Here is a 14,513-nt window from a genome sequence, read left to right on the forward strand (position 1 = left end):
TTACGTATATTTGATATAAGTTACTACTAATAATAGTTTGTAACGCAAAATATTTATGAAAGGACCCCTTTTTTACTCGAAAATTTTACTCTTTGGTGAATACGGAATCATTAAAGACTCTAAAGGATTATCTATTCCTTATAGTTTCTATAATGGTGCTTTAAAAATGGATGATAACCCATCGGAAGAAGCAGTTAAATCTAACGCTAGTTTAAAAAACTTTGTTTCCCATTTAAAAGAAATAAAAGAAGACGTTGTTGTCTTTAATTTAAATAAATTAGAAGAAGATGTTCAGGCAGGAATGTACTTTGATTCTTCGATACCACAAGGTTATGGTGTTGGTAGCTCTGGCGCATTGGTAGCTGCTATTTATGACAAATATGCACAAGGTAAAATTACCGTTCTAGAAAACTTAACACGCGAAAAACTATTGAAGTTAAAAAGCGTTTTTTCTGAAATGGAATCGTTTTTTCATGGTAAATCTTCTGGACTAGATCCTTTAAATAGTTATTTAAGCATTCCTATTCTAATACATTCTCAAGATAATATTGAAGCAACAGGAATTCCTTCACAAACCAATAATGGTAAAGGAGCTGTCTTTTTGTTAGATAGCGGAATTACTGGTGAAACTGCACCAATGATTAGCATTTTTATGGAGAACATGAAACAAGAGGGTTTTAGAAGTATGCTAAAAGACCAATTTACAAAACATACAGATGCTTGTGTAGATGATTTTTTAAAAGGAGATATAAAGTCCCTGTTTAAGAATACCAAGCAATTATCTAAAGTCGTGCTAAACAACTTTAAACCAATGATACCAATGCAGTTTCATGAACTTTGGAAAAAAGGAATTGAAACCAATGAGTACTACTTAAAACTTTGTGGTTCTGGTGGTGGCGGTTATATTTTAGGTTTTACAGAAAACTTTGAGAAAGCAAAACAATCGCTTAAAGGGTATAAATTAGAAGTGGTTTATAATTTCTAATACTTCATGAATTGTTCTACTAAACTTGATGAAGTGTAGTTATTAGAGTTTCATTAAATAAATTTATGCTTTCCAGAAAACAAAAACATATTTGGCTAAAATTTTTCAGCATGTTTTCTGTGGTTAGAGGCTACAATATCTTAATTGTAGTAATTGCACAATACGTTACCTCTATTTACATTTTAGCACATGATAAACCTTTACGCCAAGTAGTTTTAGATGTCAATTTACTGCTGTTAGTTTTAGCGTCTGCGGCAACAATAGCAGGAGGTTATATTATTAATAATTTTTACGATTCAGAAAAAGATCTAATAAATAGACCACAAAAATCTATGTTAGATAAACTGGTGAGTCAAAACACTAAACTATCCTTTTATTTTGTACTAAACTTTCTTGCTGTAATTATGGTAAGTGCAGTTTCGTTTAAAGCAGTAGTTTTCTTTTCGGTATATATTTTTGCTATTTGGTTTTATTCACATAAGCTAAAAAAGATGCCAATTATTGGTAATATCACCTCGGCAATACTAACCATAACGCCATTTTTTGCCATTTTTATGTACTACAGAAATTTCGAACATGTAATTTTTGTACATGCCGCATTTTTGTTTTTAATAGTATCTATGCGCGAATTAGTAAAAGATTTAGAAAATATAAAAGGAGATTTGGCACTTAATTATAAAACCATCCCTATTGTTTATGGTGTAAAATATTCAAAAGGCATGCTTACCATTTTAAGTGCTTTAACACTTATTCCATCCTATTTATTAGTCAGTAGATATCAAATTGGAAAAATGGATTATTTCTTTTATGTGAGCACCATATTATTAGGGGCGTTTCTAATATTACTCTTTAAATCGAATACAAAAACACAATATTTAATCTTACATAATATCTTAAAGTTTATAATAGTATCCGGTGTTTTTAGCATTTTACTAATAGATGTAGATTTGCTTTTAAATAAGCTCGTTTTAATATAAATTATGGCGTTTGCTACTACGTATAAACTACGTAGCAACGCGCTTTCCACTATATCTTTTTCTCGTATCTCAAAAAAGGATGCCGTTGCAATCGCTAACGCAAGAAAGGATGAGTATCAAAAATCGTTAATCCACAATCGTAAATCATAATATATACTATATCTTTGTAGCTTAATAAATTAAAATATTCCCATTTACTTGGGGAAAAATTATGAGTAAGCCAAGAGATAGTAAAAGCAAAGGGAAGCTTTCAGGACGTGGAAATACTAATACACGTAGCCAAAGCAATGAAAGAGGAAATGCTCCAGTAAAAAAGAAAGCAGCAGGAAATAAAACGCAAAAGCCGCAAAAAACACAGAAGCCACAAAAAGCATCTGATCCGGATCAAATGCGTTTAAATAAGTACATCGCAAATTCAGGTGTTTGTTCTCGTAGAGACGCAGATATGCATATTGCAACAGGTTTAGTTTCTGTAAACGGAAAGATAGTTACAGAAATGGGTTACAAAGTGAAACTAGAAGATGAGGTTCGTTTTGATGGTTCTAGAATAAATCCAGAGAAAAAAGCATACGTTTTATTAAATAAACCAAAAGGTTTTGCAACTACTACAAGTGAAGGTAAAGGACGTACGGTTATGGATTTAGTTGCCAATGCAACCAATTCTAGAATTAAGCCAATAGGTAGATTAGGTAGAAATAGTAAAGGATTATTGTTGTTTACCAATGATGATTTAGTTGCTAAAAAATTCACCAATTCTAAAAATGGTGTATCGCGTTTATTTCAAATAGAATTAGATAAAAACCTGAAGATAGAAGACCTTAAAAAAATTAGAGAAGGTTTTAGAATCGAAGGAAAACTAATCACTGTCGAAGAAATTAGTTATATAGAAGGCGCTTCTAAAAAAGAAATTGGTCTTAAAATTAAAAACACAGGAAATACCGTACTTCGTGCTATTTTTGATAGCTTAAAATACGAGATTGTAGCTGTAGATTGCGTGGCAATTGGACATCTTACAAAAAAAGATCTTCCTCGTGGTCACTGGAAACATCTAACAGAACAAGAGTTGAATACATTGAAAATGTTGTAGTATTTAATTTACTATTACAAAAGTCATATTACTATTAAAAATGCTTCGTTTCCCGGAGCATTTTTTTTGCTTTAATCTGAAAATAGCTTTATAAAATTTATAGCCTTTACAGATACCTGTTTATAAAGAATTAATGGTTTTTAAGGCAATCTTAAAATTGAATGAAAGGTTAGAAATAAAACGTAGTTTCCTTAAAGAATAAATTTGAAGAGGCCATTCTGCTACATCTATTTATAGGTGTTAAAATAATAGTGTTATAAAAAAAGAGGCGAAGGTTAAGGTGCCTTTTAATAAAGAACTAGTTAGCGATTTTAAAAATAATAGATGCATTTTAGCCGTATTGCAAACCTTATGGATTCTGTTATAAGTCTATTTGGAGGTCTGCATTTTGACTATTCTATTATTCCCGTAAAAATAAAAATATAGTACAAGCCTGTTAATACAAAAACGACACCTGCAACGGTTCGCATTACCTTTTCTATTTTGGTGATTTGGTTGTAAAATACACCAACTTTTCCAATGGTAAAAGCGATTAAATAGGTAAATAGAATTACAGGTAATCCAGTTCCAAAAGCAAATACTATTGGTAAATAAAGTCCGTTGGCAGATGCAATGGTCATTGGTATTAGCATTCCGAAAAATAATGCGCCACTATACGGGCAAAAGGCTAAAGCAAACACCACTCCAATTAAAAAAGAACCTAGTAAACCTTTGTCTTTAAATTTTTCGGATAGCTTTTCTTGAAAATTAAATTTCCCGAAAAAAGGCAGTTTAATAACATTTAGCATTATCAAACCGATTACTAGCAATAGCGGACCTAAATATTTTTCACCATTCTGATTAAAAAATCGAGCAATATGAAACTTGCTTGCTCCAAAATAAAGGATCAATCCAATGGTTGTGTAACTAAATCCTCTTCCAATAGAATATAATAATCCGCTAAATAGTACTTTCCGTTTACTCGAAATATTTTTAGAAATAAAAGCAGTTGCAGTTATATTGGTAGCTAAAGGACACGGACTAATAGCTGTCATTATTCCTAGGAGAAATGCAGATACAATAGGAATATTATATTGCTCTAAAAGGGACTGTAAAAAATCCATTTACAGCATTTTTAATTCCGTGTCAATTTTTGCCTTCAATTGTTTAGAAAAGGTTTCTTTGTCGTTGCCTTCCATAAAAGCAAATTCGGTTAAATCTATTTTAGTTTCTCTTCCGCTTTTTATCACATTCAAAATTAAGGCAGTTCCAGATGCTTCAAATTTTTCAGCAATTTGTTCGTTTTCCTCTTTATCTACATTTATTACTTGAAAGGTGATTTTGTCGGCTTTCATTTCCTTAGAAAAATAGGTGTCCAATGTATATTTTGTATTTGCTTCAATAGCATTACAAGTCATACATCTATGTGTAGAATGGAAATCTATTACTTCAATTTTAGCAATAGATGTATCAACAGATGCTACGTCCGTTTTGTTTTTACTATTACAAGAAGTAAGTGTAAAACCGATGGTTATAACCGCTAATAATTTAAATGTTTTGTACATGGTTTTCATTTTTTTGTTTTCGTTATTTTTTTATAATAAGAAGTTAAACAGATATCCGGAAAGGATAATACAAAGCGTTATTACAGCGAAAAATATGGCTATTAGCTTTAAAGACATTACCTTTTTTAGTAAGGTTGCTTCTGGAATGGACAAACCTACAGTTGCCATCATGAAAGCAATAGCAGTTCCTAATGAAACGCCTTTAGCAACAAAAACTTGAATTACAGGAACTATTCCTGCGGCATTGGCATACATGGGTACGGCAACTAATACTGCTAATGGAACCGTCCACCATTCGCCACCTCCCAAATAGGCATTAAAGAAGTTTTCTGGTACATAGCCATGCATTGCTGCTCCAATTGCAATTCCTATAATTACATAAAGTAAAACGCTTTTTACTATATCCCAAGCGCCACGTGTTATTTCAGGTAATCGTTGGTAGAAAGTTTGTTTTTCTTCTTGATAATTAGCTTGTTTCATTTTGTTTTCCAAAATCTTTTTTACCCAATCGGAAAGCAATGGCTCTAGATTAAATTTACCAAGTAGCCAACCACCAAGTGTACCTAATAAAATACCAGATATCACATAGATTAAAGTCGCTTTTATACCAAACATACCAATAAACATGGCTATGGCAACTTCATTAACTAAAGGAGATGTAATTAAAAAAGAAAAAGTAACGCCTAGCGGAATTCCTCCTTGTACAAAACCAATAAATAAAGGTACCGAAGAACAAGAGCAAAAAGGAGTTATTGCTCCAAACACAGAAGAGAAGAAGTATTCTAAACCGTAAAGTTTTTTTTTATGGAGATAATCTTTAAGTTTTTCAATTGGAAAATATGCATTTACAATTCCCATTATAAAAACGATGATAAATAAAAGGATCAGAATTTTTAGTGTATCGTACACAAAGAAATTCAAAGCAATTCCTAAATGGGATTCTGCTCCAATTTTTAAAACAGAATAAATCAACCAATCTGTAAAATGTTGTAACCAATCAAACATTTTTTATAGTGTTAATGGTACCAGAAATAGAACATGACAATTTTACGGTATTGTAGATAGTGCCAAATTTTTCAATGTTCTTTTTTAGTAGGCTTATATTGAGTTTTTCATCGTTGCTATAAATGGTTAAATTATAAATGATATTGTCCATTCTTGGCGGATTTTCTAGACGAGTCGCTTGCACTTCCAATGTCGCTTTTGAATAGGTGAATTTCATCATGCCTGAAAAACGTTCTACATTCTTCAACATGCATGCAGAGAATGATCCTAAGAATAATTCGGCAGGATTTGGTAAGGTTGTAGTGGTTTTAGAGGTTGTTCCAAAATCGATATTCGATTCCTTAATATGAATAACGGCATCCTGATTTGCAATGGAAGAAGCCTGTATCTGATAATTCATAATTCGTACTTTTAATTTAAAAGAGCCAATACTTCTGTTTTTGAAGGTACTCTACCTTTAATAGTAATAACATCATCTATTACTAAAGCGGGTGTTGTCATGATATTAAATTTCATGATTTCCATAATATCCTCTACTTTTTCAATAGTTGCATCTACATTGTTTTCGGTAATTACATCGGTAACAACCTTCGTCATAGATTGACACTTTGGACAACCTGTTCCTAAAATTTTAATTACTTTACTCATAATATCTCTATTTGTTTATCGCCAATAGACGATGTGTTTTTGAAAAAATATCAATCAAAAAACTGCGCGAATAATGATTTTGCAATCTTCCAGTTTTCTTGATTAATACAATACTTTATTTTGGGAGGTTTCAATTCTCCTTGAATAAGACCAGCATTTTTTAACTCTTTAAGATGTTGAGAAATTGTAGACTGTGCCAAAGGAAATACTTCTACTAAATCGCCTGTACAACAACAAGATTGCTTTTCTAGATGTTTTAAAATAGCAATACGTGTAGGATGTCCTAATGCTTTTGCAAATTTAGCTAAAGATGTTGTGTCTTCTTTATAGGCTATATGTTCTAAACTTCTTTTCAAATGCTAATTTTTTATGGATTATAAAAATGCAATGGACTTCTTATCGTAAATGTACGATAGGTTTAGATGGAGAAATATGACTTTTATCATATTTGATTTTTTGAATAGCAAGAAATTAGTTTTTAGAATTTATAATCCGACAAGGATTTCCAGCTGCAAAAACATCAGAAGGCATATCTTTAGTAACAACACTTCCTGCTCCAATTACTGTTCTGTCTCCAATAGTAACTCCTGGACAGACAATTACGCCACCACCTAACCAAACATCTTCTCCTATAGTTATCGGTTTAGCAAATTCTAGCCCAGAAGCTCTTTTTTTAAAATCCATAGGATGTGTTGCAGTATATAATTGCACATTTGGGCCCATCAAGCTTCTGGGGCCAATCTTTATAGGCATAACGTCCAGAGCAATACAATTATAATTAAAGAACACACCTTCGCCAACAATTAAATTGTAACCATAATCACAATAAAAAGGAGTTTGAATCCAAAGGTTTTTCTCCTGATTCGGAATTAAATCTTTTAAGATTTCACCTCGTTTTTCTTTCTCGTCTTCCTTAAGGTCATTTAATTCTTTTATTAATAACCTAGCTTTCAAGCGTTCTTGGCTAAGTTCTATATCTAGGGCATTATAAAGCTTGCCAGATAACATTTTTTGCTTTTCTGTTTTTATAGGGTTACTCATTAGTTCCTGTGTTTTATGTTTTTAATGGGTATGATCATGTTTATAGCTAATTACTTAAAAAATAAAGACAAGAAATACCTTTAATCATTTTATTTTTATTGGTTTAAAGAGGTTGTTATTTCTTAGAGAGCGTTTCGTTGTTCTAGTATTTCTTTGAAAATGGAAACATAGTATAATCCTGGTATACAAGTCAATCTGAGAAATGTTGTGTCCAATCTTATGTGGATAGATAAAATTGGTCTTAAAAAATAAGAACACAGAAGTATATAGCAGAAAGGAAAGAGGTTAAATACGCTTAAAGTGTTTTTTTAGTAATGGAGTTATTGTTTTTTAAACACGATTAACTTTATTGCTTTTTCTGAATCTTCCAAAATCATAATTTTATAATCCTTCCATTCTAAGGTTTGTTCTTTTCCATCATATTTACTTAGTGACATAAACGATATGGTCTTCTGCTCTTTCCCTGCTGATAACGAAATATTATAGGTGTTAAAAGAATCTGTCTGATTTCCATTTATATCCACAGATGATTCTCCAATATAATCTTTAAATAGAATGGTAAGGTTCCCAATAATAGCTGTTTGACCTAGATCTATAAATATTGTTTTTTCAAAGTCTAATTTTTCAACAACTAATGTAACTTCCTCTTTATTGATTTTTAAATAAAAGGAATAGTTTTGATATGCTTTCGGATAGTTTGTTTTTTGACTACCACTAGACGCGCCATAATACCAGAGAAAAGTAGCATATTTACTATTGTTTTCAACTACATTTAATTCTAGTTGTATATGAGGAGAGTCTGTATTTATTGGTTTTGATTGCATAAATAGATTAGTAGGTTCTATAACTAAATTCTCAAATGGAGTACTAGGATTTTTTCCCTGTTTTAATGGAATTCTGATTGAATTATTTGTCATTTTGTTTTCTATTTGAGCATATCCTTGTAATGGAATGCATACAAGTAGTAGAATCCATATGGTAATTTTAATAATCTTCATTATTAGGTGTGTTTTAGTATAGTACTTACTATTTAATTCCAAGCGTAATTTATGATTAAAAAAGTTTATCTATTTTGAATGTCGATATATAATAAAGCATTCCTGTTGCAATCAATAAATGAACCCCAAAGCCTATATAATTTATAACTTTTACATACGTTTTTTTATGAAAACCTATTATGTAGAACAGGGCGAATATTAAAATACAGGCTTCCATCCCTATGACAAATAACGCTCTAAATTCGAAGATATGTTTTTTTATATTCAGCGTATAGATCATCCAAAAAAGAAATACACCTATCACTACAATTACATTTAAATATGAAATTAATAAAGTGGTTTTTTGAGTTTTACACCCAATAGTAATGGTTGCTAAATGGCAAATCAAGAAAATAATCACTGCAGCGCTTATGCTTGTATCATGCATCACTTATGGGTGTTTTATTTGGTTGCTATTGTAGGTGTTGTTCTTAATCTCTTTGAATGACTTATATCAGACATTAAACAAGTTAGTATTTTTCTTAGAAAAGCAAGTAGTAAATAGCCTTAAAACCATTTCAAAAAAAAAATAAAAAATTTTTCAAAAAAACATTGCAATTCAAAAAAAAGCATTTCATTTGTATTGCATTTAGCTGAACAAATTGAACACTGTTTCTATGTTCGGGCTTTTGGAAATTAGGAAGTCATATTCAAAAGCAGCTTACAGATTAAGCGACCGAATTTTAAAGCTAACTTCCGAGTATACTACCATCGGTGCTAGTCAGCATCAATACGGCTTTGTGCCTACTACAGAACTAAAAATTCAAGTTTGAATTAATTCATAACCTTTTTTATAACAGTGTTTTATGCGCTGTTATCCGATTTATATTTCAATATTTTTTTTAAAAATAAAGGCTATAATATTTTAAATAAACTTTAGAATGTTATAATTTACAATTAAAGCAAAACACACAAACATGAATACCAAGTATTTTGATCTAATCAATCAAACTTTCGATTTTCCTCAAGAAGAATTTAAACTAGAGGACAATAAACTAAGCTTCCATGATATCAACCTTATGGAGCTTGTAGAGCAATATGGAGCACCTTTAAAATTCACGTATTTACCGCAGATATCTAACAATATTCAGCGTGCAAAAAAATGGTTTGCAGAAGCTATTGAAAAACATGATTATAAAGGGAACTACAACTATTGCTATTGTACAAAAAGCTCGCATTTTAAACATGTGTTACATGAAGCGTTACAAAATGATATTCATATTGAAACCTCTTCGGCTTTTGATATTGATATTGTAGAAAACCTTAAAAAAGAAGGGAAAATTACGAATGATACTTTTGTAATTAGCAACGGTTTTAAACGTGCGCAATACGTAACAAATATTGCGAGACTTATTAATGAAGGGCATAGAAATGCAATTCCTATTATCGATAATTATGAGGAAATAGAATTGCTTTCCGAAGAAATAAACGGGAAATTTAATGTAGGGATTCGTATTGCTTCCGAAGAAGAACCAAAGTTTGAATTCTATACCTCGAGATTAGGAATAGGTTATAAAAATATTGTACCATTTTATAAAAATCAAATTGCAGATAATAAAAAAGTGAACCTTAAAATGTTGCACTTTTTCATTAATACTGGAATTAGAGACAATGCGTATTATTGGAATGAATTGCAAAAATGTTTAAAAGTGTACACAAGCCTTAAAAAGATTTGTCCAACATTAGATAGTTTAAATATTGGTGGAGGTTTTCCTATAAAAAACTCGCTTGCCTACGATTTTGACTACGCTTATTTAGTAGACGAAATTGTAAATCAAATTAAAACGACTTGCGAAGAAGAAGGTGTAGATGTACCAAATATTTTTACAGAATTTGGAAGTTTTACCGTTGGTGAAAGTGGTGGCGCTATCTATGAGATATTGTACCAGAAACAACAAAATGATCGTGAAAAGTGGAACATGATAAACTCGTCTTTCATTACAACATTACCAGATACTTGGGCAATTAATAAACGTTTTATCATGCTGCCATTAAATCGTTGGGATCAAGGTTATGAACGTGTTTTGCTTGGCGGGTTAACTTGCGATAGCGATGATTATTACAATAGTGAGCAACACATGAATGCCATTTATTTACCAAAATATAATAAAGATAAACCACTGTACATTGGCTTTTTTAATACAGGAGCTTACCAAGAAAGTATAGGCGGATTTGGTGGTTTACAACACTGTTTAATTCCGTCACCAAAACATATATTAATAGATAGAGATGCCGACGGAAAAATCTCTACTAAACTATTTAGTGAACAACAAAAAAGTGAAGACTTACTTAAAATTTTAGGTTATGCAAACTAAAACGTATGCTGGTATTCCAGAAGATTTAGCAAAATTAGACAAAGCGAAAATTGTACTAATACCTGTGCCTTATGATGGTACAAGTACATGGCAAAAAGGAGCAGATAAAGGTCCAGAAGCATTTTTAGATGCTTCAGCAAACATGGAACTTTATGACATTGAAACAGGAACAGAAGTATACCATCAAGGTGTGTATTTGGCAGACGCTGTAACAGAGAACAGTTCGCCAGAAGCTATGGTAGAAGCGGTTCATCAAGTAACAAAAAAGTACATTAAAAGAAATAAATTTGTAACCATCTTTGGTGGTGAGCATTCGGTTTCTATTGGTACGGTTCGCGCTTTTAATGAAATGTATCCAAGCTTAACTGTTTTACAATTAGATGCACATGCAGATTTACGTAAAAGCTACGAAGGATCTACGTGTAACCATGCTTGCGCAATGTACGAAGCGAGTCAGAATACCAATTTAATTCAAGTGGGTATTCGTTCTATGGACGTGATGGAAAAAACGGTTATGGATGAAGATAAAACGTATTTCGCTCATGAAATGGCTGTAGATGATACTTGGATGGATGCTGCTATTGATCAAATGACAGAAAACGTTTTTATAACTATAGATTTAGATGTTTTTGATCCTTCTATTATGCCAAGTACAGGAACTCCAGAACCTGGAGGTTTGCTATGGTATGAAACGATGGAGTTTTTAAAACAAGTTTTTGAAGAGAAAAACGTAGTAGGTTTTGATATCGTAGAACTTTGTCCAAATAAAATAGATAAATCTTCCGATTTTCTTGCGGCTAAATTATACTATAAAATGTTAAGCTATAAGTTTAAAAATGAAGAAGCAGAAGAGGTGTATGACAACTCTTTTGACGATGATAAAGTAAATAAAAATAACAATACTAAATTTCAAGATGAAGATGCGTACTAAAGGACCAATTTCACAGTTTATAGAAAAACACTATTTACACTTTAATGCGGCAGCTTTAGTAGATGCAGCAAAAGGGTATGAAGCACAATTAGACAGTGGTGCAAAAATGTTAGTTTCTCTGGCAGGAGCGATGAGTACTGCAGAGCTTGGTAAAAGTTTTGCGGAAATGATTCGCCAAGACAAAGTACAAATCATTTCTTGTACAGGAGCAAATTTAGAGGAAGATATCATGAATTTAGTAGCGCATTCGCATTATAAACGTGTGCCTAATTATAGAGACTTAACGCCTCAAGACGAATGGGATTTATTAGAGAAGGGACTAAATAGAGTAACGGATACTTGTATTCCAGAAGAAGAAGCGTTTAGACGTTTGCAAGAGCATATTGTAAAAATTTGGAAAGATGCGGAAGCAAATGGGGAACGTTTTTTACCGCATGAATACATGTATAAAATGTTGTTATCAGGAGTATTAGAGCAATATTACGAGATTGATTTAAAAGACTCTTGGATGTATGCTGCTGCTGAAAAAAATCTACCAATAGTTTGTCCAGGTTGGGAAGACAGTACCATGGGAAATATTTTTGCTAGCTACGTGCTTAAAGGTGAATTAAAAGCAAGTACCATGAAATCTGGTATTGAATATATGACGTTTCTTGCAGATTGGTACACCGATAATTCACAAAAAGGAATTGGTTTCTTCCAAATTGGAGGAGGAATAGCTGGAGATTTCCCTATTTGTGTGGTGCCAATGTTATACCAAGATATGGAAAGACCAGAAACACCATTTTGGAGTTATTTCTGCCAGATTAGTGATTCTACAACAAGTTATGGTTCGTATTCAGGAGCAGTTCCTAACGAGAAAATTACTTGGGGAAAACTAGATATTGATACTCCAAAATTTATTATTGAAAGTGATGCAACTATTGTTGCTCCTTTAATTTTTGCTTATCTTTTAGATCAGTAATGGACACAAATAAAATTGATAATATAGAGCTTAAGTATTTAACGGTTAATGATTTTGAAGAGCTAAAAGAAGCTACCTTAGAATCGTATGGCGGTGTGCTTAATTCGTATTGGAAAAAACATCATATAGAAGAATTGACTTCTATGTTTCCAGAAGGTCAAGTGGTTATAAAAATCGATGGAGACATTGCAGGTTGTGCATTATCGCTTATCGTAGATTATGATTCTATTGATGATGAACATACGTATGAAGATATTATTGGTGGGAAATCTTTTAAAAATCACGATCCAGATGGCGATGTGCTTTATGGTATTGATGTGTTTATAAAACCACAATACAGAGGTTTACGTTTAGGTAGAAGATTGTACGATTATAGAAAAGAGGTTTGCGAAAACTTAAATTTAAAAGGAATTGTTTTTGGAGGAAGAATGCCAAACTTTCATAAGCATACCGATTTAACGCCTAAACAATACATTGAAAAAGTAAAGCGTAAAGAAATTCATGATCCTGTTTTAAACTTTCAAATTTCTAACGACTTTCACCCAGTTCGTGTATTAAAAGGATATTTGGAAGGAGATACAGCCTCCAATGAATATGCCGTTTTAATGGAATGGGATAATATCTATTATACCAAACCAAACAAAAAAGCAAGTTCTGTAAAAAGTATTGTAAGACTTGGTTTGATACAATGGCAAATGCGTCCGTATAAAGGTATGGATGAGTTAATGCAACAAGTAGAATATTTTATAGACAGCGTTGCTGCTTATCGTTCTGATTTTGCTGTGTTTCCAGAGTTTTTTAATGCGCCTTTAATGGCAGAATTTAACCACATGCATGAGCCAGATGCTATTAGAGAGTTGGCAAAATTTACAGAAGTTATTGTAAAGAAAATGCAACAGCTTTCTATTTCCTATAACATCAATATTATTACTGGTAGTATGCCCGAACTGGTAGACGATAAGTTATTTAATGTGGGTTATTTATGCCGAAGAGATGGAAGTTTAGAGCGTTATGAGAAAATTCATGTAACGCCAGACGAAGCGAAAGTTTGGGGAATGCAACGCGGAAACAAATTGCAAACCTTTGAAACCGATGCGGGTAAAATTGGAATCTTGATTTGTTATGATTCTGAATTCCCAGAACTATCTCGTTTGTTGGCCGATGAAGGTATGGATATTTTATTCATTCCTTTTTTAACAGATACGCAAAATGGCTATTCTCGTGTTCGTTTATGTGCACAAGCTCGTGCTATAGAAAATGAATGTTATGTGGCTATTTCAGGAAGCGTTGGTAATTTACCGAATGTTAATAATATGGATATTCAATATGCGCAATCTGCCGTATTTACGCCATGTGATTTTTCATTTCCAAGTAATGGAATCAAAGCAGAAGCGACTACAAATACAGAAATGATTCTAGTAGCAGATGTCGATTTAAGTCTGTTAAAAGAATTGCATTCTTTTGGAGCAGTAAAAAATTTAAAAGATAGACGAAAAGATTTTTACGATGTTATTAGAATTAATAACAATAAATAATATATTTAAACTTTCAAACATTAATTATAGGATTAGATTTGCGCTTTCGCGGAAATGAAAATACATTTTAAATGGCAAATAAAAGAGACAACCTAAAAAGAGTAATTGTAGATTTTAAAAAGCTAACACCAGAAATTTTAGCTTTATTAGTAGAAAGATATCCTGATGGTTATGATGATGACCAAGTAGTGTCTTTTAGAAATGCTAAAAATGAACTAATTGAAGCAATTGAAGTAACTACAGAAGATACCAAGTATTTGGTTAAAGTCAGTACAAAACTGGAAGTTACTATGGAGAATTATGACGAAGATGATTATGAAGATTTTGATGAAAGCGATCCAGAAGCTGTTCAAGATCCCGAATTAACAGATGAAGATGCTGAAGATTTAGACTAAAAAACGAAATCACATGATTTTATTTTGTAACTTAATATAACTAAGTTAT

At 31.8% G+C, this 14,513-nt stretch carries 16 protein-coding genes; 8 read left to right on the forward strand and 8 right to left on the reverse strand.

Going from position 1 to position 14,513, the window contains the following annotated elements:
* The first annotated feature begins 55 nt into the window (after positions 1-55).
* The 3 genes from ACVCXO_RS11285 (at position 56) to ACVCXO_RS11295 (ending at position 3,049) form a co-directional block, all read left to right on the forward strand.
* Complete coding sequence (locus tag ACVCXO_RS11285; RefSeq protein ID WP_452229690.1) at positions 56-985, forward strand: mevalonate kinase family protein; 930 nt, start codon at positions 56-58, stop codon at positions 983-985.
* Between the two features lie 65 nt (positions 986-1,050).
* Positions 1,051-1,962 (forward strand): geranylgeranylglycerol-phosphate geranylgeranyltransferase, encoded by a 912-nt coding sequence (locus tag ACVCXO_RS11290; RefSeq protein ID WP_452229691.1) that lies wholly within the window; start codon positions 1,051-1,053, stop codon positions 1,960-1,962.
* A gap of 211 nt (positions 1,963-2,173) precedes the next feature.
* A complete protein-coding gene (locus ACVCXO_RS11295) occupies positions 2,174-3,049 on the forward strand; it encodes a pseudouridine synthase (RefSeq protein ID WP_452229692.1) in 876 nt (291 codons plus the stop codon).
* A gap of 392 nt (positions 3,050-3,441) precedes the next feature.
* Here ACVCXO_RS11295 and ACVCXO_RS11300 read toward each other — a convergent pair whose 3' ends face one another.
* From ACVCXO_RS11300 to ACVCXO_RS11335, 8 genes are all read right to left on the reverse strand, one after another.
* Entirely contained in the window at positions 3,442-4,152 is a 711-nt protein-coding gene (locus tag ACVCXO_RS11300) for an aromatic aminobenezylarsenical efflux permease ArsG family transporter (protein WP_452229693.1), read from the reverse strand.
* Positions 4,153-4,593, reverse strand: a complete 441-nt coding sequence (locus ACVCXO_RS11305) for a nitrophenyl compound nitroreductase subunit ArsF family protein (protein ID WP_452229694.1) — start codon at positions 4,591-4,593, stop codon at positions 4,153-4,155.
* Positions 4,594-4,623: 30 nt separating this feature from the next.
* Entirely contained in the window at positions 4,624-5,598 is a 975-nt protein-coding gene (locus tag ACVCXO_RS11310) for a permease (protein ID WP_452229695.1), read from the reverse strand.
* Positions 5,591-5,998 (reverse strand): OsmC family protein, encoded by a 408-nt coding sequence (locus ACVCXO_RS11315; protein ID WP_452229696.1) that lies wholly within the window; start codon positions 5,996-5,998, stop codon positions 5,591-5,593. The genes ACVCXO_RS11310 and ACVCXO_RS11315 overlap by 8 nt, the downstream gene beginning before the upstream one ends.
* Before the next feature lie 11 nt (positions 5,999-6,009).
* Positions 6,010-6,246 (reverse strand): thioredoxin family protein, encoded by a 237-nt coding sequence (locus ACVCXO_RS11320; protein WP_452229697.1) that lies wholly within the window; start codon positions 6,244-6,246, stop codon positions 6,010-6,012.
* 50 nt (positions 6,247-6,296) lie between these two features.
* Complete coding sequence (locus ACVCXO_RS11325) at positions 6,297-6,602, reverse strand: ArsR/SmtB family transcription factor (protein ID WP_452229698.1); 306 nt, start codon at positions 6,600-6,602, stop codon at positions 6,297-6,299.
* Positions 6,603-6,717: 115 nt separating this feature from the next.
* Positions 6,718-7,287 (reverse strand): sugar O-acetyltransferase, encoded by a 570-nt coding sequence (locus ACVCXO_RS11330; protein WP_452229699.1) that lies wholly within the window; start codon positions 7,285-7,287, stop codon positions 6,718-6,720.
* A 320-nt stretch (positions 7,288-7,607) separates the two neighbouring features.
* Positions 7,608-8,285, reverse strand: a complete 678-nt coding sequence (locus tag ACVCXO_RS11335) for a hypothetical protein (protein ID WP_452229700.1) — start codon at positions 8,283-8,285, stop codon at positions 7,608-7,610.
* Between the two features lie 956 nt (positions 8,286-9,241).
* Here ACVCXO_RS11335 and ACVCXO_RS11340 point away from each other — a divergent pair.
* The 5 genes from ACVCXO_RS11340 to ACVCXO_RS11360 all read left to right on the forward strand — a co-directional run bounded on the left by ACVCXO_RS11340 (position 9,242) and on the right by ACVCXO_RS11360 (position 14,464).
* Positions 9,242-10,639 (forward strand): arginine decarboxylase, encoded by a 1,398-nt coding sequence (locus ACVCXO_RS11340; protein ID WP_452229701.1) that lies wholly within the window; start codon positions 9,242-9,244, stop codon positions 10,637-10,639.
* On the forward strand, positions 10,629-11,570 hold the full coding sequence (gene speB / locus ACVCXO_RS11345) for an agmatinase (protein ID WP_452229702.1): 942 nt from the start codon (positions 10,629-10,631) through the stop codon (positions 11,568-11,570). Before ACVCXO_RS11340 ends, speB begins: the two co-directional genes overlap by 11 nt.
* Complete coding sequence (locus tag ACVCXO_RS11350) at positions 11,560-12,534, forward strand: deoxyhypusine synthase family protein (protein ID WP_452229855.1); 975 nt, start codon at positions 11,560-11,562, stop codon at positions 12,532-12,534. The genes speB and ACVCXO_RS11350 overlap by 11 nt, the downstream gene beginning before the upstream one ends.
* Positions 12,534-14,069 carry a bifunctional GNAT family N-acetyltransferase/carbon-nitrogen hydrolase family protein gene (locus ACVCXO_RS11355; protein WP_452229703.1) on the forward strand — a complete coding sequence of 512 codons (1,536 nt, stop codon included), beginning with the start codon at positions 12,534-12,536 and terminating at the stop codon, positions 14,067-14,069. Before ACVCXO_RS11350 ends, ACVCXO_RS11355 begins: the two co-directional genes overlap by 1 nt.
* A 71-nt stretch (positions 14,070-14,140) precedes the next feature.
* Entirely contained in the window at positions 14,141-14,464 is a 324-nt protein-coding gene (locus ACVCXO_RS11360; RefSeq protein WP_452229704.1) for a hypothetical protein, read from the forward strand.
* The last annotated feature ends 49 nt before the right edge of the window (positions 14,465-14,513 follow it).

It is taken from the genome of Lacinutrix sp. MEBiC02404 (assembly GCF_053601575.1).